The sequence below is a fragment of the Lentzea terrae genome (genome assembly GCF_003265345.1).
Classification (GTDB): Bacteria; Actinomycetota; Actinomycetes; order Mycobacteriales; family Pseudonocardiaceae; genus Lentzea; species Lentzea terrae.
Window position 1 is genome coordinate 384,736 of sequence record NZ_QFWW01000023.1, and the last position, 20,193, is coordinate 404,928.

The window sequence follows — 20,193 nt, forward strand, 5'->3', positions numbered from 1 at the left end:
TGTCCGGTCGTGAACCTTAGTCTGTTCCCGCGGTCGCGCGGAAAAGTTGGGCGGATTCAACACCATCCGGCCGGACGAGCACGGCCGGGTCGGACGCGGGCAGCCACACGGACTGGCCACGCGCCAACCGGAGCTCGTCGCCGCGGGCGTTCGTGAGGACCGCCGCGCCGGCCGTGCAGATCACGATCTGCGGGCCGTCGTGGTTGATCCGGGCCTCGGCGGAGACGTCCAGCCGCGAGAGTTCGAACTCCGGTGCGGGCGTGCGGTAGACGCGGACACCCGGCGAGACCTCCTCGCCGGTCATGACGTCCATGTCGCCGCACGTGAAGTCGAGCACGCGCAGCAGTTCGGGCACGTCGACGTGCTTCGGCGTGAGGCCGCAGCGCAGGACGTTGTCCGAGTTCGCCAGGATCTCGATGCCGGTGCCGCGCAGGTACGCGTGCAGGTTGCCGGCGGGCAGGTGGATCGCCTCGCCCGGCTGCAGCACGATGCGGTTCAGCAGCATCGCGGCCAGCACGCCCGCGTCGCCGGGGTAGGACTCGCCGAGCTCCAGGATCGTGCGGCACTCGAGGTCGAACTCGCCGTGTTCCTTCACGTGCAGCACGCACGCGTCGAGCACCTGCGGCAGCAGCACGCTCAGCGACGTCTGCGGCAGCGTGATCAGCATCGTGAACAACGCCCGCAGGCCGTCCGAGTCCGGCTGCGCGACCAGCATCTGGGTGTACGGCGCCAGCGCGGGCGCGTCCAGGGCGCTCAGCAACGCCACCGTCCGCGCCGGGTCGCGGAAGCCCGCGAGGGCGTGGAAGTCGGTCAGCGCGCAGATCAGCTCGGGCTTGGCGGCCGGGTCCTTGTAGTTGCGCACCGCGGCGTCGAGCGGCACGCCGGCGCGCTCCTCGGCGGCGAAGCCCTCGGCCGCCTGGGCCGCGGACGGGTGCGCCTGCAGGCTCAGAGCCTCCTCGGCCGCGAGCACCTTGAGCAGGAACGGCAGCCTGCTGCCCCACCGCTCGGACACGCGCTGGCCCAGCTGGCCCTCGGGGTCGGCGGACAGGAGCTCGAGCAACGAGCGCTCGACGCCGTCCGGCCCGAGCACGCGCGACGGGTCGCCGGGGTGGGCGCCCATCCACAGCTCCGCCTCGGGATGAGGTGCCGGCACCTCCTTCCCGAGCAGGTCGGCGATGGCCGTGCGCGATCCCCATGCGTACGGCCTGACCGCGTTGTGCAGCAGGTCCACTTCTCAGTCAGCTCCCAAATCAGTACGGGTTGCCGCCGAGAGTTCCGGCGGCGAGCCCGAGGTACAGCGCGGCCAGTTCGAAGCGGAGAGCGAGCAGCGCGGCACTGACCGCGTCGCCTCCCGCCACCTCGACGGCCGGCTCCAAGACATCAGCACCCGGCAGGGCGTCCTCGGCGGCGTGCCGAAGAGCATCGGCCACCGGGCCCTGGCGCACGGCCAGCAACAGCACGCGCACGAGTCCGCCACCCGGTTCGTCGTCCGGGTCGGCGAACAGATCTGCACCAGAAGTCCCCTGAACCGCGCGGCGGTGCAGCACCGGCCGGGTCAGTGCCTGCGGATATCCGGCGACGTCGCAGGCCACACCGGCGAACGCCGCCAGCACGCCCGCACCGTGCGCGCCCACCGACGTGGCGACCTCGTCGAGGCCCCACAGCAGCGGCGTGCGGTCGGCGACGCGCAACGCCAGCGACTTCGCCGGGTTCACGAACGACTCGTGCATCGGGTGGTCGCGCTCGGCCTCGCGGTCGAGCTCGTCCGCGACCAGATCCACGTCGACCTTGATCAGGCCCAGCGAGTTCAGCACCGTGAGCCACGCGGCGAGCGCGCGCGGGAAGCTGAAGCCGGGCGGTACGTCGACGCGGGGCGCGAGCAGCACGGCCTGGCCCGCGGCAGCAGCGGCGACGGGACCGGAGTCGGGCGCCGTCAGCAGCGTGCGCGCGCCACGGCGGCAAGCGCGGTCGATCGACTCGGCGAGCACCCGGTCGCCTGGGTCCTCGGTGTGCGCGAGCACCACGTCGAGCGCGCCGACCCACGGCGGCACCTCGTCGGACACCACCACGGGCACCGAGCAGCCGGGGCCGAGCAACGCCATGACGACGCCGGCGACCGCCACCGCGTGTCCGGGCCTGGTGACCAGCACGATCGCGCGCGGGCGTTCGGCGAAGATCCGCTCCACGCCCGCCTCGGCCGCAGCCTCCGCGGTGGAACGCACCTGTGCTCCCGCCCGAGCGGCCGCGCGCAACCAGCCGTTGGTGTCGGCGTCGGCGAGGCGGCTCGGGTCGTCGAGCAGCGTGTCGTCGAGCACGGGATCACTCAGCCGACGGCGGCTCGACCGCCTCGTCCAGCAGCAGTACCGGGATGCCGTCGCGCACCGGGAACGAACGTCCGCACGCGGTGCACGTGAGGAAGTCCGCCTCCGGATCGTCCGGCGTCCCGACCTGCAACGGCGCGTGCTCAGGGCACGGGCAGGCGAGGATTTCCAGCAACTGCTCTTCGAGCTTGACGGCCACTTCTGTTCTCTCCTCAGGCCCGCACGATCGCGAGGACCTCGTCGCGCAGTGCGGCGACGGCCTCGTCGTTGGCGGCTTCGACGTTCAGGCGCAGCAGCGGCTCGGTGTTCGAGGCGCGGAGGTTGAACCACGACCCGTCCGGCAGCTGCACGGTGAGACCGTCCAACTCGTCCAGCGTGACGCCGTCCTTGGAGCCGTACGCGTCCTTGATGGCGGCGATCCGCCCGGCCTGGTCGGCGACCGTGGAGTTGATCTCACCGGAGGCGGAGTAGCGGTTGTAGACCTCGGTCAGCTTCGACAGCGGCCCGTCCTGCTCGCCCAGCGCGGCCAGCACGTGCAGCGCGGCCAGCATGCCGGTGTCCGCACGCCAGAAGTCGCGGAAGTAGTAGTGCGCCGAGTGCTCGCCACCGAAGATGGCGCCGGTCTTGGCCATCTCCTCCTTGATGAACGAGTGGCCGACGCGCGTGCGCACGGGCTCACCGCCGTGCTCCTTGACGATCTCCGGCACCGCGTGCGACGTGATCAGGTTGTGGATGATCGTGCCGCCGGGGTCCTTGGCCAGCTCGCGCACGGCCACCAGCGCCGTGATCGCGGACGGGCTGACCGGGTCGCCGTTCTCGTCCACCACGAAGCAGCGGTCCGCGTCACCGTCGAACGCGACACCGGCGTCGGCACCCTCGGCCTTCGTGCGGGCCTGCAGGTCGACGATGTTCTTGGGGTCGAGCGGGTTCGCCTCGTGGTTGGGGAAGCTGCCGTCGAGCTCGAAGTACATCGGGACGACCTCGATGGGCAGGCCCTCGAAGACCTGCGGCACCGTGTAGCCGCCCATGCCGTTGCCCGCGTCCACGACGATCTTGAGCGGGCGAATGCTCTTCAGGTCGACCAGCTGGTTCAGGTACGCCGCGTAGTCCGCGAGCATGTTGCGCTCTTCGAACGTGCCCTTGGCCACACCCTCGGCGTCCGGAACCTGGTTCTCGGCGTCCTGGCGGATCTGCGCGAGCCCGGAGTCCTGGCCGACCGGCGACGCGCCCGCACGGCAGAGCTTGATCCCGTTGTACTGCGCGGGGTTGTGGCTGGCGGTGAACATGGCACCGGGCAGGTCCAGCTGGCCGGACGCGAAGTACAGCATGTCCGTGCTCGCGAGCCCGATGCTGATCACGTTGACACCCTGCGCCTGAGCACCCTCGGCGAACGCCCTGGAGAGCGCCGGCGACGACTCGCGCATGTCGTGCCCGATCACAATTGCGGGTCCACCGACCAAGCGCGCGAAAGCAGCGCCGAAGTCGCGAACCACGCCAGCGTCCAACTGCTCGCCGACCACCCCGCGGATGTCGTACGCCTTGACGATGCCGGACAGGTCACGCACGCCGCACACTCCCAGGAAACTCGCTCTTGACGGCCACTGCTTGGGCAGCCTACCGGCGAGCGAATCAGCAATGCGTGTGGTCAGTCAGTCCTCGTGCGGATCGGGCAATACCCGCAGGTGACCGCGCCGCTGCGTGCCGATGGGCACGTCGGACACCACCGGGGCCACATCAGCGCGCCCAGCCTCGCGCACGGCCTCGGCCAACGCCGTCAGGTCGTCCACAGTCGGCTCGGGCGCCGCGAACTCACCCTGATGCCTGACGACCTCCCACCCGCGCGGCGCCGTGAGCCGCAACGCGTGCTCCTCGCACAGGTCGTAGCTGTGCGGTTCGGAGTACGTGGCGAGCGGTCCGACGACTGCGGTGGAGTCCGCATAGGCGTAGGTGAGCGTGGCGACAGCCGGGTTAGCACACCCGGTTCGCGAGCACCGTCTCACGCTCCGCACGATCGGGGACGATAGCGCGTCCACGCGAGCCTGTGTGTGAGGCACGCTGTGTTTGCTCCCCGCTCGCAGCAACTAGGCTGCTCGGTTGTGGTGATGGCACGAGGTTCACGTCGACAGGACTCGCCGCGTCGGCGCAACCGAGACCGACACGGCCGAGGCCTGCGCGGCCCTCTTTACCCAGCCACGCTCCCAGCCGCCCGCTCCCGCGCGGAACGCTTCGACGCCCTGGTCATCGAGGCTCTCGAACCGATCGAGGCGCGCTGGCGCACCGAACTGACCCAGCTCGACGTGGCCGTGGACGACGTCCCGGACGTCCAGGTGGAGGGCGAGGACGGCGTGGTCGAGGACGGCAACGTCCCGCTGGCCCGCCTGCTGCCCGCAGCCGCTGACAACCGTGCCCGAATTGTTCTTTATCGCCGTCCCCTTGAGGCTCGGGCGAAGGACGGCGCGGACCTGGCCGACCTGGTGCACGACGTGCTGGTCGAGCAGGTCGCCAACTACCTGGGCCTGGACCCGGACGTGATCGACGAGGGCTGAGACCCCTCTCACACCCCTGCGCCCCGCCTCCGCGTGGGGATGGCCGTCAAGAACGTGAACAGCGCCGCCGCGGCCTGCGCCAGCAGCAGGAAGTCCCGCACAGTCGTGGACATCTCCGCCCGGACTTCGGCGGCGGACGACGGCAGGGGCACCCCGACCAGATGCCCCCAAGCCCGCACGATCGGCACCCGCTGGCCGTCCACGGTGACCGTCCACCCCGGCTCGTCCTCGGCGGCCAGCACCAGCACCCGGCCCTCTCCACCAGCGGAAACCCGCACCGCCACCTCCGGCAGCGACACGTTCACCGGCGCCACCCCGGCGGCGGCCAGCTCAGCGGGAGGTTCGCCACCGGTCCGGGCCCGCCGAGCCAGGTCCGGTGCCAGCAACACCCCGGTGTCCGCAGCCAGTCGCACCCGCAACACCGGACGGCCGTCCGAAGCGGCAGGCGCGACCGAAACCAGTTCCCCGGCGGCAGCCCGCACCCGGCCGGCCACTTCCTCGGACGGCAACACGAGGAACACCACCCCGGACGACGCCGCCTGAGCCAACGCCACCTTCACCGCAGGCGCAGCACCGTCCAACAACGCCGAGTTCCACCGCCGCAACCGAGCAGGCGACGACACGGTAGGCACCAGATCGTCGTCCCCAAAAGCAGGCATCCGCCCAGCCACCTGCCGAACAGGCGACCCAAGAATCAACACAGACCGCCCAGTGCGCTCCAACTCAGCCGTCAACGACGAGGACAGCCGCACACCGCCGTCAGCCCGCAACGGCCCGGACCGAAGATCCAGAAACCCGGCCACGCCAAGGCTGACCAGCGTCACGACACCAACGACGTACACGGCCCGCCGCACCCGAGCCTGCCCGGCAACCCCAGGCGCCACCCCGCGCTGACACCCGGCGAGCACCACCCAAACGAGCCCCCACGCCAGGATCACCAACGGCGTCCCGGGCCAGGCCTGAACCGCGGCAACCGCAGCCAACGCCCCGATGGCCAGCACGATCACCAGCAGCCCCGGCAACATCGCCGCATTGGGCCGCAGCACCGCGGCCGCGAACGCAGCCGCCACGAACACCGAGCACACGATCAGGTTCGGCGGAGGAGACGAAAAGGCCGCGCCGAGGCCGTTCAAGACCATCTCGGGGTGTTGCAACAGCACCGCGGGCCAAGGCAACAACAACGCCATCGGCAACAACACGATGGCGAACAACGCAGCGATGCGCCGCGCCCCACCGGACACCGCGATGAACCCGCCCAAAGCCCCGACGATGGTCACCGCGTGGGTCAACGGCGAGAAGGCCCCGAGAACGGCGACACCGATGGCCGTGCCGGAAGCCATGGGCAACCAGGCGTGCGTGGACGACGCGCGCAAGACCGCGTACACGCCGGCGAACACCACGGGCGTCACGACGTGGACGACGACAACGTCCAGCCGTCCCTCGGCCACGGCGGTGGTGGCCACCGGCAGCAAGCCGTAGAAGGCCGCCACCACCGCGCGCACGGACCGTCGCACGCGCATCCCGCGTGACGCGATGTAGGCCGACAACGCCGCGAGGGGGATGTCGCCGAGCAACAGCAACGCGACCGCGAACGAAGGTCCGCCGGGGATCAGTCCCAAGACCGCCAAGGCGGCCGGGGCCGGCGCGGCGGTGCCACCGAAAACGGGATGCCACGACGCCAGGTAGGTCGACCAGACCGAGCCCAACGAGCCGACGGGCAGCAGCCGGCCGCCTGCCAGGTCGAGGCCGAGGCGGGACCAGTTCGCGATCACCGCGACCGCCGAGAGGCCCAGCAGCAACAACACCGGAGGTGCCAGCAGCAGCGATCGCAGCACGCGCGACTGGTCGACCTCGACGAACACCATCTCCGGACCGCGCGGTCCGGGAGAGGGCCGTGGCCGCGGCGAAGGACGCAACGCACCCGGCAAAGCGGCGTCGACCGGCACGACGACCGGAGGCCTGCGCAAGCCGGCGACCCGAGGACGGCCCCGCGCGGCACCGGCCGGCAACCCGGAAGGGCCCACCGGCAGCGAGTCCACTTCGGACGGTTCGCGCCACGCCGAACTGGCATCGGACGCAGGCAAACGGCCCAGCGCGGCGTCGGCCTCGACGCGGCGGCGGATCAGGAACGTGGCGCCGGCGCGCACGGCGTTGCGGAAGCGGGTCAGGCGCGAGGTGAAGAGGCCGCGGACGACGGCGGAACCGCGACGCACCCGGCGTCCTTCGAGCAACTTGCCGCGGGTCAGGAGGTAGCGCGCGGCGCCCACTTCGGCGTGCGCGTCGGCGAAACGTCGGAGGAACAGGAAACCCAAGGCCCGCAGCAAAGACAGAAACAGCAGCCGGGGAAGTCCGATGAGGAACGAGAAACCCGAGGTGTTCACGAGGAACGTGCGCATGCCGTGCGCGCGGTCGACGCCACGAAAGGACGGGCCCGGACGAGCCATGGCCGCGTCCAAACGGCGTGCACCTTTAGTCGCCGCACGGGCGTGCCGCATGCGGGCGACCGGCACGCACAGCACCAGATGACCGGCCCGGTTGGCGCGCCAGCCGAAGTCGAGGTCGTCGCGCAGCAACGGCATCGCTTCGTCGTAGCCGCCCAACTCGTGCCAGACCTCGCGGCGGATCAACGAACCCGCGGACGAGACCGCTAGCACCTCGGTGCTCTGCTGGAACGACGCGGAGTGCTCGGCGGAGGACAGCCCGGTCTGCCGATGTCCGGACGAATCCGTCGACAAACCTGCCTCGACGACCAGACGAGAATCCACCCAATCGAGGCACAGCGGGCCCAGCACGGCAGCAGAGGGCGACACCTCGACCGCGGTGAGCAACGCGGCCAGGCAGTCGGGTTCGGGTGCGCTGTCGTCGTGCAACAGCCACACCCATTTGCCGGGATCGCCCCACCGTTCGACGGCGTGCTCGACGGCAATGCGCACGGCGGTGCCAAAACCCGTGCCGCGCGGCAGGGTCAGGACGCCGTCCAGCAGATCTTCGGCCTCCGCCAGCACCTTCGGTGTGCGGTCGTGGGATCCGGTGTCGACCGCGATGACGTGCCGAGGGCGAATTCGCTGACGCCGCAACGCGGACAGCGCCGTGCTGAGCCACTGGTCGCCGTCGTGGCAGACCAGAACGCACAGCACCGGCGCGGTCCGGAGCCTCGGTTGAGGACTTGTCACGTCCTCAAGTTAAGGCACAAAGATCACACTTCGAGCGCGCTGATCACTAACCTCCGCCGCGTGTTTCACCGCTCAGACGGGTGCATCGGGGTGCCGCCCCCGGCGCCCTCATATCGGACATATGGGGGCGCGGGGGCGGTGCCACGAGGCGCCCTGCTGAGCGGCGAAACACGTGGTGGAGATTGTGGTCAGGGTGCTCTGTTCAGACGGCTCGCTTCTTCAGCTTGCGGCGCTCCCTCTCCGAGAGACCGCCCCAGATGCCGAAGCGTTCGTCGTGCTGGAGTGCGTACTCAAGGCACTCCGAACGAACCTCGCAGCCCAGGCAGATGCGCTTGGCCTCCCGCGTCGAACCACCCTTTTCGGGGAAGAACGCCTCGGGATCCGTCTGGGCGCAAAGCGCGCGCTCCTGCCAGTCCTGCTCGTCGGCAGGGTCGAACAGGTACGACAGCTCGCCCTGTACGACCGGCTGCGTGACGTGATCTTCTTCGAGTTCTTCGAATTCCTGCATATCGTCCGCCTCCTCGCCTTCCGCTCTCCCCGGTTGGCGGACGCCAGACGCCGCTCCCACAACGACGAATGACACCGATGTGATTACACCTGCGTCACAGCAAGGGGTCAAGTGGAGTCCACACGTCGGGGGATATTCGCGCAGATGGCCGCAAAAACCTTGACTGGCAGCACTGACAGTGATCCACGTGTCGCAACAGGTGCCCGAACGGCCCACCACGCCAGCCGACACGCCACACTGGTGGGGTGAAGCGATCAGCGGTGCGCCCCAGTCCACTGTTCCTCGGTCTGCTCGCGGCAACCGCCGCCGGAGCCGTTCTCACCCTGCTCGAAGGTGACGTCGCCATCATCTCGGGCACCATCCTCTTCGTACTCGCCGGGTGGGCGGTGACGCTGTGCCTGCACGAGTTCGGGCACGCCGCCGTGGCGTACAAGGGCGGCGACTTTTCGGTACGTGACAAGGGTTATCTCACACTCGACATCCGCCGTTACACCGACCCGGTGCTGAGCATCGTGCTGCCGCTGGTGCTGTTGGTGTTCGGTGGTATTCCCCTTCCGGGTGGCGCGGTGTGGATCAACCACCACGCGCTGCGGTCCAAGAAGATCGAGTCTCTCGTCTCACTCGCGGGACCGGTCACGAACCTCGTGCTCGGCGTGCTGCTCGCCGGAATCGTCACGCTGTTCTCGCCGCCTGCCGCGCTCGCCGCCGCAATTTCGTACCTGGCTTTGTTGCAGGTGATCGCGTTCGTGCTGAACATCCTGCCGATTCCCGGCTTGGACGGCTGGGGTGTTTTGGAACCGTTCATGTCGTACCAGGCGCAGCAGTTCGGCGCGAAGGCCCGGCCGTGGGCGCCGCTGATCCTGTTCGCGGTGCTGATCGCCTTCGCCGAGGTGAACCGGCTCTTCTTCATGCTGGCCACGTCGGTCTTCGAACTGGTCGGCGGTGACCCGACCTCGGCGGGCTCCGGTGCGGTGGTGTTCCAGTTCTGGCGCTACCTGTAAGGCTGAACCGGCTCTGTGGAAGCATGGCGCGGCGTGAAGGTCGTAGCACTGGTCGGCGGGGTCGGCGGCGCGAGGTTCCTGCAAGGACTCAAGCAGCTCGGGGCTGACGTCACCGCGGTGGTCAACACCGGCGATGACGTGTGGATGCACGGGCTGCGCATCACGCCCGACCTCGACACCTGCATGTACACGCTGGGCGGCGGTATCGACACCGAACGCGGCTGGGGCCGCGCGGACGAGTCGTGGACCGTCAAGGAAGAGCTGACGGCGTACGGCGCCGACCCGACGTGGTTCGGGCTCGGCGACCGCGACATCGCGACGCACCTGGTCCGGACCCGCATGCTGCGGGCCGGCTACCCGCTGTCGGCCGTCACCGAGGCGCTGTGCGACCGCTGGAAGCCGGGCGTGCGGCTGCTGCCGATGTCCGACGACCGGGTGGAGACGCACGTCGTCGTCGAGCTGGACGGCGAACCGAAGGCGATCCACTTCCAGGAGTGGTGGGTCAAGCACCGGGCCGGCATCCCGGCGCAGTCGTTCGCGTTCGTGGGCGCTGAAGCAGCTGTTGCCGGGCCTGGCGTGTTGGACGCGATCGCCGAGGCGGACGCGGTGATCCTGGCCCCGTCCAACCCGGTGGTGAGCATCGGCACGATCCTGAACGTGCCCGGCGTGCGCGACGCGCTGCGCAAGACGGAGGCCGGTGTCGTCGGCCTGTCGCCGATCATTGGCGGAAAACCGTTGCGGGGCATGGCCGACGCTTGTTTGGACGCGATCGGTGTCGAGACCACCGCCGAGGCGGTCGGGCGGCTCTACGGTTCCCGCAAGTGCTCGGAGGACGGCATCCTCGACGCGTGGCTGGTGCACACCGGCGACCGCGCCGACGTGCCGGGTGTCGCGGTCCGCGCGGTCCCGCTGCTGATGTCCGATGTGGACGCCACGGCGCAGATGGCCAGGGTCGCGCTGGAAATGGCCGGAGTCGAAGTTGACTGACCACGCCGCCGCGGCCTTGGAGCTGCTGCCGGTGCCGGGCCTGCCGGAATTTCGCCCCGGCGACGACCTGGCTGCCGCGATCGCCTCCGCCGCGCCCTGGCTGCGCGACGGCGACGTGCTGGTCGTCACGTCCAAGATCTTGTCCAAAGTGGAGGGACGGCTGGTCCGCGTGCCCGCCGACCCGGAGGAACGCGACCGGATCCGGCGCTCGCACGTCGAGGCCGAGTCCGTGCGGGTGCTCGCCCGCAAGATGCGGACGCTGATCACCGAGAACAAGCTCGGCATCGTGCAGGCCGCGTCCGGCGTCGACGCCTCGAACGTGGCGGGCGACGAGATCGCGCTGCTCCCCGTCGACCCGGACGGCTCAGCGGCGGCGTTGCGCGGCGCGTTGAAGAGCCTGCTCGGCGTCGAGGTCGCCGTGGTGGTGACCGACACGATGGGCCGCGCGTGGCGGATCGGCCAGACCGACGCGGCGATCGGCGCGTCCGGCATCCGCGTGCTGCACGACTACGCGGGTTCGGTCGACGAGCACGGCAACGAGCTGGTCGTGACCCAGGTGGCCGTCGCGGACGAGATCGCGGCCGCCGCCGACCTGGTCAAGGGCAAGCTCGGCGCGGTGCCGGTGGCGGTGCTGCGCGGGTTCGACGTGGTGGACGACGGGTCGTCCGCGCGCGACCTGACGCGGCCTGCTGACGAGGACCTGTTCCGGCTCGGCACCGAGGAGGCGCTGGCCCAGGGCCGTGCGGAGGCCGTGCTGATGCGGCGGTCTGTGCGGTTCTACTCGGCTGAGCCGGTGGATTTGGATGTTTTGAAGCGCGCGGTCGGGGCTGCGTTGACCGCGCCCGCGCCGCACCACACGAAGCCGCTGCGGTTCGTGCTGGTGCGGGAGAAGCGCGCCGAGTTGCTTTCCGCGATGCGCACGCAGTGGATGGCCGATCTGCGCGGCGACGGGTTCACGTCCGAGCAGATCGCCCGGCGGGTGCGGCGGGGTGACCTGCTGGTCGAGGCGCCGGAGATCGTGGTGCCGTTCCTGGTGCGCGACGGGGCGCACGCGTATCCGGACGAGCGTCGGGCCGAGGCCGAGAAGACGATGTTCACGGTCGCCGGTGGTGCCGCCGTGCAGGGCCTGCTGGTGGCACTGGCCGCCGAGGGGCTCGGCTCGTGCTGGGTGTCGTCGACGATCTTCTGCGCCGACGTCGTGCGCTCCGTGCTGGGGGTGCCGGAGGACTGGGAGCCGCTGGGTGCGGTGGCCATCGGGTACCCGACGGAGCCGCTGACGCCGCGCGAGCCGCTGGAAGGGCTGATCGAGCTTTGAGGTGCCGGTGAGCGCGGTCGCACCTGCGCCGCTCCCCCGCACAAGCCACGAGAAGGGCTGATCGAGCTGTGACACTGCACGACGACGCGGTCTCCACCCTGAGCCGGTTCGCCGGCCAGGACGCGTTGAAGGAGGCCTACCTCGGCTTCCTGGCGGCCCGTGAGGACGCCTGCATGCGCTCCTGCGAGCCGGGGCACCTGACGGCCTCCGCGCTCGTCCTGGACGCCACCGCGGAGCACGCGCTGCTGACGCTGCACCCGCGGGTGGGCCGGTGGCTGCAGCTCGGCGGCCACTGCGAGCCCGGCGACGACTCGCTGGCCGCGGCCGCGTTGCGCGAGGCCACCGAGGAGTCCGGCATGCGCGGGCTGCGGATCGAGCCGACGCCGATCCACCTCGACGTGCACCCGATCACGTGTTCGCTCGGGAAGCCGACGCGGCACTTCGACGTGCGGTTCCTGGTGCGGGCGCCGGTCGGGGCGCAGCCCGTCCGGAGTGCCGAGTCGGTGGACCTGCAGTGGTGGCCGCTCGACTCGTTGCCGGACAACGTGGACGACCTGCACCCGTTGATCGAGTCGGCACTGCAGCGCTTGCGCTAGCGCCGGAGCGCCCGGTAGCGCTTGAGCAGGGCGGTGACGCGCGAGGGGTCGTTGGCGCCGTTCAGCTCGGCGAGCAGGTCGTCGGGGCACAGCTCGTAGTGGTCGCCCCACCAGCGCCGCGACTTGTTGTTCCAGATCCGGTACCCGCCGGGCACGCCTCTGGCCACGTACTGCCGCTTCGCCAACCCGCGCCCCCTCAGAACTTGCGGTAGTCGCGCGGCGAGAACCGAGGCGCGCGCCGCGGCCGTTGCATCCCCGCCGCCTCCAGGTAGCGAACGGCCCGGTGGCGCTGCGGCTTGTACGGCTCCAGCAGCTCCATCATCCCGTCGTCGTCCACGGGTTTGCCGGTCAACGCCCAGCCCACGTTCTTGGCGACGTGGTAGTCGCCCACGCTCACCGCGTCCGGGTCGCCCCACGACCGTTGCGCCACCTCGGCCGAGGTCCACACGCCGATGCCGGGCACCTTCTCCAGCAGCTCGCGGCTGCGCATCTCGCAGGCCTTCTCCAGCCGGTGCGCGACCTGGGCGGCGTTGATCAGCGTGCGACGACGGGCGCCGTCGAGGCCGCACTGATGCCACTCCCAGTCCTGCAGACCGAGCAGTCGCGCGGGCGTTGGCGGGACCTTCAACCCCAACGGCCCCGGCGCGGGCTCCCCGAAGCGGCGGCCCAGCTCGCGCCACGTGCGGAAGGCCTCCTTGCCGGTGACCTTCTGCTCCAGGATCGAGGCGAACAGCAGGTCCCAGACGCGGCCGCACGCGCCCAGCCGGAGTCCTGGGCGTTGGCGGCGGGCTTCGGCGATCACGGGGTGGTGGGCGACGAACTCGTCCACCGGGTCGTCCGCGCCGAGCAGGGCGGGCAGGCCGTCCAGCAGCCACAACGCGCCGTCGCCCCACGCTTCGGCCTCAACAACGTCAGTGCGACGAACGCGCAGGGTCCCCGGACCGCACGGGGTGTTCGCCGCGAACCAGATGCCGCCCTCCGTCGAGAAGGACGGATCACCTGGTCCGCGGCGCAGCGGGAAGAGCACCGCGCCCAGGTCGAGTGGGAACGGTGGTGACCAAGATCTGCTAGGCATCCGTGCTGAAGCGCACGCCGGCCTCGGGCAGCACCACGCCCGGCCACACGCGCGCTCCGCCGATCAGCTCACACCGAGCGCCGATCACGGCCGCGTCGCCCACGACCGCGTCGCGCAGAACCGCGCCGGCCTGCACCAAAGCGCCCGCACCGACGATCGAGCGCTCGACGACCGCGCCCTCGCCGACGACCGCGCCGTCGAACAGGATCGCGCCGTCGAGCACCGCGCCGTCCGCGACCGTGCACTGCGCACCGACCGCCGAGCCGCCGCGCACCGTGGCGCCCTCGTGGATCGACGAGCCCTCGAGCACCAGGAAGTCGCCGGGCTGGGCAACCGCGGCCGACGGCGCGATGCCGCGGACCAGGTCGGCCGAGCCCTGCACGAACGCCTCCGGCTTGCCCAGGTCGAGCCAGTAGGTGGCGTCGACGTGGCCCTGCAGGCGACGACCGGACTCCAGCAGACCGGGGAACGTCTCGCGTTCAACTGAGACCGGGCGGCCGGCGGGGATGGCGTCGATCACGTCGCGCTTGAAGACGTAGCAACCGGCGTTGATCTGGTCCGTCGGCGGGTTGTCGGTCTTCTCCAGGAACGCCTGCACGCGGCCCTCGTCGTCCGTCGGCACGCAGCCGAACGCGCGGGGGTCCGCGACCTTCACGAGGTGCAGCGTGACGTCCGCCTCGTGCTTGCGGTGCGTGTCCACGATCCCCGTCAGGTCGACACCCGACAGGATGTCGCCGTTGAAGACCATCACGTCGGGTTCGCGCAGCTTGTCGGCCACGTTGCGGATGGCGCCCGCCGTGTCGAGCGGCACCTCCTCGACCACGTACTCGAGCTCGAGGCCGAGCCTCGACCCGTCGCCGAAGTACTCCTCGAAGACCTCGGCCTTGTAGGACGTGCCGAGCACCACGTGGGTGATGCCGACCTCTTTGATCCGCGACAGGAGGTGCGTCAGGAACGGCACCCCCGCGGTCGGGAGCATGGGCTTGGGAGCGGACAGGGTCAGCGGGCGAAGACGGGTGCCCTTCCCCCCGACCAGTACCACCGCTTCGACGCCGTGCACCTTTTTCCTCCTCCGCGTTACAGCGAGCCGTTCGACGGAATACTCTGGCACGAAGCAGATCGTCATACGGGATGTGGTCCCGGCAAGGAGCTAAATCCGACATGGACCCCCGCGACCGGGCCGACGCCATGCTCGCCCGCGCCCGCGCACGTGGGCGGAACATCGTGACGCCGGACAACATGACGTCCCCCATGGACGCGTCCGACACCCAGCAGATCCCTCGCACGCTGGTCAACGCCATGGACCCGCGCCGGGTGGACCCGGACTCGACCATGATCATCCCGCCTGGTCAGATGGCTCAGCAGCAGCGGCCGCACCCGCCGATGCCCCAGCAGATGCCGCAGATGCCGCAGCAGGTACAGCAGCCCATGCCGACCCAGCCGATGCCGGTCGCGGCCGATGACGCCGAGATCACACAGGTCGTGCAGCAGGGCGTGATCCCGACCGCGACGAACCACCAGCAGACGCGGAACTCGCTGACTCAGCGCCTCAACGGCAACATGTAGCTAGCGGCCGGCCCAGTCCCGCCAAACATCGCGGCGGGCGATCTTCGCGCGCACACCGATCACGAGCCGCTGGACGACCGTCACCGGCACCCTGAGCAGCACCTCGCCGAACACCCGCAACCGCAGCCCGACGCGGAAGTTCGCGGCGTCCGGCACGTTCCTGCGCACCGGCAGCAGCGCCGTGATCACCAGGAACCGGGCCAGCTCCCGCACCGCCACCGCCGCAGGGGCGCACCGCAGCAGCATCAGCAGCCGGTTGCGCTCGTTCCACCGGTGGAAGAGCGCCGAGCCGGGCCGCGTGCTCGCGCCGTGCCGGTGCCGCACCCGAGCCGGACCCACCGAGATCACCCGGTGCCCGGCCAGCCGCAGCCGCCACGCCGTGTCGGTGTCCTCGTAGTAGCAGAAGAAGTCGGCCGGCACGCCACCCGCGGCGCGCAGCTCGGCGGTCCGCAGCAGGGCCGCGCCACCGCAGAACCCGAACACCTCGCGCCCGGCGAGCACGACGTCCTTGCCGTGGCCGTCCGCGGTCAGCGCCACGCCGACGGACTGCGTCGAACCGTCCGTCAGCAGGATCGACGAGGTCGCGGCGGCCGCACCGGGATCGCCTTCGAGCGCGTTCTCCAGCTCGGTCAGCCAGGACGGGTCCGGCACCGCGTCGTCGTTGAGCCACGCCACGTACGGGGTGTCGACGAGGTCCAGCACCGCCGCCAGCCCGCCCGCGTAGCCGCGGTTGCGCGGCAGCCGCACGACCTCATGTCCGCTGATCAACGCGGCTGTGCCGTCGTCCGACGCGTTGTCGACGATGATCGTCCTATGTGGACTCTTCTGCGTCGCCAGGGCGTCCAGGCACGCCGTGATGTGGTCACGGCCCCGCCACGTCACAACCACCACGGTGCTGAGTGCCGACACGGCGTGAGACGGTACGCGACGTGCCCGAGCTAGTAGTCCTGACCGAGCAACTCAACGCCCCCGTCCCCGGCGGCACCGGCCGCTACACGGCAGAGCTGCTCAAGGCGCTGAAGGACACCGCACCCGACGGCTGGACCGTGGCCAGCGCGGCGACGGCGAACGCGGACCGCGTGCTGAGACTTCCACGCCGGGCGCTGGTGGCGTTGTGGGAACGGGGACTGCCGCCGAGACTCGGCCCGCACGTGCACGCGCCCACGCCGCTCGCCCCGCTGCCCGGCGCGGTCGTGACGGTGCACGACGTGGTGCCGTGGACGCACCCGGAGACGCTCACCCCGCGCGGCGTCGCGTGGCACCGCAAGGTCATCGCGAAAGCCGCGTGCCAGGCCAAGGCTCTGGTCGTGCCGACGCGGGCCGTCGCCGACCAACTGCGTGAGCACTTGCACGTCGAAGTTCCGGTCCACGTGGTGCCCAACGGGGTCACGAAGCTGGTCGGCCCGAAACCGGACGATCTGCCCGAACGGTATGTGCTCGCCATCGGCACGATCGAGCCGCGCAAGGGCTTCGACCTGCTGGTGCGCGCGACCGAACGGCTGATGGTCCCGCTGGTCGTGATCGGCCCGCAGGGCTGGGGCGGTGTTGATCTCCACGCGCCGCACGTGACGTTGCTGGGCAGGGTCTCCGACGAACGGCTGGCGTCCGTGCTGGCCGGGGCATCCGTCCTGGCAGCACCAAGTCTGGCCGAGGGCTTCGGGCTGCCGGTGCTGGAGGCGATGGCCGCGGGCGTCCCCGTCGTGCACTCCGACGACCCGGCTCTGGTGGAGGTCGCGGGCGGTACGGGAACCGTCGTGCGGCGCGGAGATCTCGCGTCGTTGACCGAAGGACTGCGGGCCGTTCTGTCGGATTCTCATCACACCGTCGAGCGCGGGTTAACCCGCGCGAGTGACTTCACCTGGGAAAAGACAGCACGCGGTGTCTGGAACACCCACTTGGACGAACCGGATTGATGCATTCCCGCTAAACCGTTTCTCGAATCACATTACGCTAGCTGATCGTGCCGACTGCCGAACCCAACGTGCTGATCGACGCCACCGCGGTGCCCGCAGACCGTGGTGGCGTCGGCCGTTACGTGGATTCACTGGTCGCCGCGCTGGACGCCGACGGCACCAAGCTGGCCGTCGTGTGCCAGCCGCGCGACGAGGAGCTGTTCACCAAGATCGCGCCGAACGCCCGCGTGGTGCGCGCCGCCGAGGCCGTGGCCACCAGGACGGCGCGGCTGGCCTGGGAGCAGACGACGTTGCCGCGGCTGGTGCGCTCGCTGGGCATCGACGTCGTGCACTCACCGCACTACACGCTTCCGTTGGCCAGCAAGGCCGCATCGGTCGTGACGCTGCACGACGCCACGTTCTTCACCGACCCCGTGCTGCACTCATCGGTGAAGGCGCGCTTCTTCCGCGCGTGGACCCGCGCCTCGCTGAAGCGCGCGGATCTGTGCGTGGTGCCGTCTCAAGCCACGTCCGACGAACTGGTGCGCGTCGCCGGAGCCGACCGCCGCGTCCTGCACATCGCGCAGCACGGCGTCGACACCGAGCGCTTCCACCCGCCGTCGCCGGACGAGATCACCACGCTGCGGCGGACGTTGTCGTTGGGGGACATGCCGTACGTGGCGTTCCTCGGCGCGCTGGAACCGCGCAAGAACGTCCCGGCGCTGATCCGCGGCTTCGCCCAGGCGATGGTCGGTCGCGCCGATCCGCCCGCGCTCGTGCTCGCCGGCCAGCCCGGCTGGGACAGCCAGGTCGAACGCGCGCTGGACGCGGTGCCGCACCGGATCCGCGTGATCCGCGCCGGCTACCTGCCGTTCGAGCAGCTCGCCGGCTTCCTCGGCGGCGCTGAGCTCGTCGCGTACCCGTCGCTCGGCGAGGGCTTCGGCCTGCCGGTGCTCGAAGCCATGGCGTGCGGTGCCTGCGTGCTCACCACCCGAAGACTGTCGCTGCCCGAGGTAGGTGGCGAGGCGGTCGCGTACTGCGGTGTCGGAGCAGGGGACATCGCGGCGGCCATCGCCGATCTGCTGGACGACCCGGCTCGCCGGTCGTCGCTGGCAGCCTCCGGGCAGCAACGTGCGAAGGACTTCTCCTGGGCGGTGAGCGCGGACCGCCACCGGCTGGCCTACGAGCGCGCGGTCATGGTGCGCCGCCGCCGGTGACGTCCCGGCACGGCCACGAGCGCGCGATCCACGGTGCGCCGATTTCGGTGAATCAGGAACCACTACTGTGTCGCGCGTGAACTACGGCGACGGACTTGGTGTCGTGACGGTCACGTACTCGCCGGGCGAGACGCTGGCACCGTTCGTGGACACCCTCGCGAAGGCGACCATCCGGCCGGTGCAGGTGATCCTGGCCGACAACGGGTCGACCGACGGCGTGCCGGAGCAGGTCGCCGCGGAACGCGAGCACGTCACGTTCCTGCCCACCGGTGGCAACCTCGGCTACGGCGGCGGCGCGAACCGCGGCGTAGCGGCGCTCGGCCCCGACGTCGGCTGGGTGCTGATCTCCAACCCCGACATCGAGTTCGCGCCCGGCAGCATCGACACGTTGATCGAGGCCGCTGCCCGGTGGCCGCGCGGCGGCATGTTCGGGCCGCTCATCCGCGAGCCGAACGGTGAGGTCTACCCGTCGGCCCGGTTGCTGCCGTCGCTGGGCCGCGGCCTCGGGCACGCGGTGTTCGGGGCGGTCTGGAAGTCGAACCCGTGGACCCGCGCGTACCGGCAGGAGAAGGCGCCGGTCGAGCGGACCGCCGGGTGGTTGTCCGGCAGCTGCTTCCTGATGCGGCGCGAGGCGTTCGACTCGGTCAAGGGCTTCGACGAGCGCTACTTCATGTACTTCGAGGACGTGGACCTCGGCGAGCGGGTCGGCAAGGCCGGCTGGCAGAACGTCTACGTGCCCGACGCCGAGGTCACGCACATCGGCGGGCACTCCACCGCGCGGTCGTCGGACCGGATGCTGCGCGAGCACCACCACAGCGCCTACCGCTACCTCGCCGACCGGCACCAGGGCGCGCTCTGGGCGCCGTTCCGGTTGCTGGTGAAGGCCGGGCTGACGCTGCGCGTGAAGCTCCTCACCAGAGGCTGAGCCGTGCGCACGGCCTGGCTCCTGGTCGCGGGCGGGTTCGCCGCGCTGGCGGTGGGCGTCGGCCTCGGCATCACCCTCACGCTGGGGCTGGTGTTCGTCGGGTTCCTGGGCGGCCTCGCCTACGCGCTGGGCGTGAGCGGGCTGGCCGAACGCAAGTGGATCGCGCTGCCCGCGTTCCTGCTCGGGCTGCTGGCGCCGTTCCTGCTGACGTTCGGCGGCCACAGCGTGCTGATGCAGCGGATCGGGCACGTCGAGCACTGCACGGTCACGGCGGCCGACGAGCAGCCGTTCGCGAAGTACCCGTCGGTCGACTACGTGCTGGCGTGCCCGAGCGGTGAGGTCGAGCTGAGCCGCGACTGGGACGAGCGCCTCGCGATCATGGAAGCGGACGTTCTGGTCGGCTCGCCGCTGCGGCCGGTGTTCGCCGACGACACCCGATGGAACCTGCTGCTGGTCACAAGCGTCCCCCTGGCGATGATTCTTCTCGTTCCCGTCGCCAGAGCGCTCCGGAAGGTCCCGTGAGGCGGCCGACGCCACTCATCGTGACCGGGCTGGTCGCGATCGCCGCCGCGGTCGTGCTGGGCGCCATCGTGCCCACGAGGTACGACCTCGCGGTGCTGATCCCGTGCGCCCTGCTGTCGCTCGCGTTCGCGTGGGGCGTCGGCAAGCTCGGACCGGCCTGGCTGGTGCTGCCCGCGTTCATGGTCGTGATCCCCGGCACCGCGGTGCTGGTCCACGACGGTCACCGCGCGTTGATGGACGTGCTCGGCACGCCCCAGACGTGCGTGATCGCGTCGGTCGAGGACCTGCCCCGGCCGGACAACCCGGCGTTCGCGCACCACGTCGTCTGCCCCGACGGGGCTCGGTTCCGAATCGCCGTACTGGGTGCGCAGGACAAGAAGATGCAGCCGGGTCCGGCCACCGTGCTGCGTCATCCGCTGATGAAGCCGTTGCTCGCCGACCGCAACGACTGGTCGGGCGAGTGGGTGTTCGGGGTACCGATCGCGATCTTGTTGCTGCTGATCTGTGCAACCACACTGCGGGCGCGCAGAGTGATGAGGCAGGCTTAGG

Annotated in this window: 22 protein-coding genes; 11 read left to right on the top strand and 11 right to left on the bottom strand. The window is 70.6% G+C overall.

Annotation, left to right across the window (positions count from 1 at the left end):
* Nucleotides 1–16: 16 nt before the first annotated feature.
* From manA to DI276_RS29465, 5 genes are all read right to left on the bottom strand, one after another.
* The gene (gene manA, locus DI276_RS29445; protein ID WP_112269207.1) at nt 17–1,231 is read right to left on the bottom strand and encodes a mannose-6-phosphate isomerase, class I; all 1,215 of its coding nucleotides are present in this window, start codon (nt 1,229–1,231) and stop codon (nt 17–19) included.
* Nucleotides 1,232–1,250: 19 nt separating this feature from the next.
* A complete protein-coding gene (locus DI276_RS29450) occupies nt 1,251–2,315 on the bottom strand; it encodes an SIS domain-containing protein (RefSeq protein WP_112269209.1) in 1,065 nt (354 codons plus the stop codon).
* Between the two features lie 4 nt (nt 2,316–2,319).
* The gene (locus DI276_RS29455) at nt 2,320–2,520 is read right to left on the bottom strand and encodes a Trm112 family protein (protein ID WP_112269211.1); all 201 of its coding nucleotides are present in this window, start codon (nt 2,518–2,520) and stop codon (nt 2,320–2,322) included.
* Nucleotides 2,521–2,533: 13 nt separating this feature from the next.
* A complete protein-coding gene (locus DI276_RS29460) occupies nt 2,534–3,886 on the bottom strand; it encodes a phosphomannomutase/phosphoglucomutase (protein WP_112269337.1) in 1,353 nt (450 codons plus the stop codon).
* Nucleotides 3,887–3,970: 84 nt separating this feature from the next.
* Complete coding sequence (locus DI276_RS29465; protein ID WP_198680976.1) at nt 3,971–4,330, bottom strand: DUF3499 domain-containing protein; 360 nt, start codon at nt 4,328–4,330, stop codon at nt 3,971–3,973.
* A gap of 93 nt (nt 4,331–4,423) precedes the next feature.
* On the opposite strand from DI276_RS29465, the gene DI276_RS29470 reads away from it, so the two are divergent.
* On the top strand, nt 4,424–4,867 hold the full coding sequence (locus DI276_RS29470) for a metallopeptidase family protein (RefSeq protein ID WP_112269215.1): 444 nt from the start codon (nt 4,424–4,426) through the stop codon (nt 4,865–4,867).
* Between the two features lie 8 nt (nt 4,868–4,875).
* On the opposite strand, the gene DI276_RS29475 is transcribed toward DI276_RS29470, so the two are convergent.
* Both DI276_RS29475 and DI276_RS51305 read right to left on the bottom strand, forming a co-directional pair.
* On the bottom strand, nt 4,876–8,040 hold the full coding sequence (locus tag DI276_RS29475; protein ID WP_112269217.1) for a glycosyltransferase family 2 protein: 3,165 nt from the start codon (nt 8,038–8,040) through the stop codon (nt 4,876–4,878).
* Between the two features lie 202 nt (nt 8,041–8,242).
* Nucleotides 8,243–8,548 carry a WhiB family transcriptional regulator gene (locus DI276_RS51305; RefSeq protein ID WP_051784712.1) on the bottom strand — a complete coding sequence of 102 codons (306 nt, stop codon included), beginning with the start codon at nt 8,546–8,548 and terminating at the stop codon, nt 8,243–8,245.
* Nucleotides 8,549–8,793: 245 nt separating this feature from the next.
* On the opposite strand from DI276_RS51305, the gene DI276_RS29485 reads away from it, so the two are divergent.
* The 4 genes from DI276_RS29485 to DI276_RS29500 all read left to right on the top strand — a co-directional run bounded on the left by DI276_RS29485 (nt 8,794) and on the right by DI276_RS29500 (nt 12,447).
* Nucleotides 8,794–9,549 (top strand): site-2 protease family protein, encoded by a 756-nt coding sequence (locus DI276_RS29485; protein ID WP_112269221.1) that lies wholly within the window; start codon nt 8,794–8,796, stop codon nt 9,547–9,549.
* A 33-nt stretch (nt 9,550–9,582) separates the two neighbouring features.
* Nucleotides 9,583–10,536 (top strand): 2-phospho-L-lactate transferase, encoded by a 954-nt coding sequence (gene cofD / locus DI276_RS29490; RefSeq protein WP_112269223.1) that lies wholly within the window; start codon nt 9,583–9,585, stop codon nt 10,534–10,536.
* Entirely contained in the window at nt 10,529–11,851 is a 1,323-nt protein-coding gene (locus DI276_RS29495; protein WP_112269225.1) for a coenzyme F420-0:L-glutamate ligase, read from the top strand. The genes cofD and DI276_RS29495 overlap by 8 nt, the downstream gene beginning before the upstream one ends.
* A 68-nt stretch (nt 11,852–11,919) precedes the next feature.
* Nucleotides 11,920–12,447, top strand: coding sequence for an NUDIX hydrolase (locus tag DI276_RS29500; RefSeq protein ID WP_112269227.1), 528 nt, complete (start codon nt 11,920–11,922; stop codon nt 12,445–12,447).
* Here DI276_RS29500 and DI276_RS29505 read toward each other — a convergent pair.
* Genes DI276_RS29505 through manB form a run of 3 tightly spaced genes read right to left on the bottom strand, consistent with a single transcriptional unit; the run spans nt 12,444 to nt 14,582 of the window.
* On the bottom strand, nt 12,444–12,632 hold the full coding sequence (locus DI276_RS29505) for a hypothetical protein (protein ID WP_198680978.1): 189 nt from the start codon (nt 12,630–12,632) through the stop codon (nt 12,444–12,446). The genes DI276_RS29500 and DI276_RS29505 overlap by 4 nt on opposite strands.
* 11 nt (nt 12,633–12,643) lie before the next feature.
* On the bottom strand, nt 12,644–13,522 hold the full coding sequence (locus DI276_RS29510) for a DNA-3-methyladenine glycosylase family protein (RefSeq protein WP_112269229.1): 879 nt from the start codon (nt 13,520–13,522) through the stop codon (nt 12,644–12,646).
* A complete protein-coding gene (manB, locus tag DI276_RS29515; protein WP_232836994.1) occupies nt 13,515–14,582 on the bottom strand; it encodes a mannose-1-phosphate guanylyltransferase in 1,068 nt (355 codons plus the stop codon). The genes DI276_RS29510 and manB overlap by 8 nt, the downstream gene beginning before the upstream one ends.
* A gap of 101 nt (nt 14,583–14,683) precedes the next feature.
* Between manB and DI276_RS29520 the strand changes: the two genes are divergently transcribed.
* Nucleotides 14,684–15,088, top strand: coding sequence for a hypothetical protein (locus DI276_RS29520; RefSeq protein WP_112269233.1), 405 nt, complete (start codon nt 14,684–14,686; stop codon nt 15,086–15,088).
* Here DI276_RS29520 and DI276_RS29525 read toward each other — a convergent pair whose 3' ends face one another.
* Entirely contained in the window at nt 15,089–15,997 is a 909-nt protein-coding gene (locus tag DI276_RS29525; protein ID WP_232836995.1) for a glycosyltransferase family 2 protein, read from the bottom strand.
* A 20-nt stretch (nt 15,998–16,017) separates the two neighbouring features.
* On the opposite strand from DI276_RS29525, the gene DI276_RS29530 reads away from it, so the two are divergent.
* From DI276_RS29530 to DI276_RS29550, 5 genes are all read left to right on the top strand, one after another.
* A complete protein-coding gene (locus DI276_RS29530; protein ID WP_112269235.1) occupies nt 16,018–17,001 on the top strand; it encodes a glycosyltransferase family 4 protein in 984 nt (327 codons plus the stop codon).
* Between the two features lie 68 nt (nt 17,002–17,069).
* Complete coding sequence (locus DI276_RS29535; protein WP_112269343.1) at nt 17,070–18,197, top strand: glycosyltransferase family 4 protein; 1,128 nt, start codon at nt 17,070–17,072, stop codon at nt 18,195–18,197.
* A 76-nt stretch (nt 18,198–18,273) separates the two neighbouring features.
* The gene (locus DI276_RS29540; protein WP_198680979.1) at nt 18,274–19,122 is read left to right on the top strand and encodes a glycosyltransferase family 2 protein; all 849 of its coding nucleotides are present in this window, start codon (nt 18,274–18,276) and stop codon (nt 19,120–19,122) included.
* Between the two features lie 3 nt (nt 19,123–19,125).
* The gene (locus DI276_RS29545; protein ID WP_112269240.1) at nt 19,126–19,644 is read left to right on the top strand and encodes a hypothetical protein; all 519 of its coding nucleotides are present in this window, start codon (nt 19,126–19,128) and stop codon (nt 19,642–19,644) included.
* Nucleotides 19,641–20,192: a hypothetical protein gene (locus DI276_RS29550; protein WP_112269242.1), complete on the top strand. Its 552-nt coding sequence runs from the start codon at nt 19,641–19,643 to the stop codon at nt 20,190–20,192. The genes DI276_RS29545 and DI276_RS29550 overlap by 4 nt, the downstream gene beginning before the upstream one ends.
* The last annotated feature ends 1 nt before the right edge of the window (nt 20,193 follow it).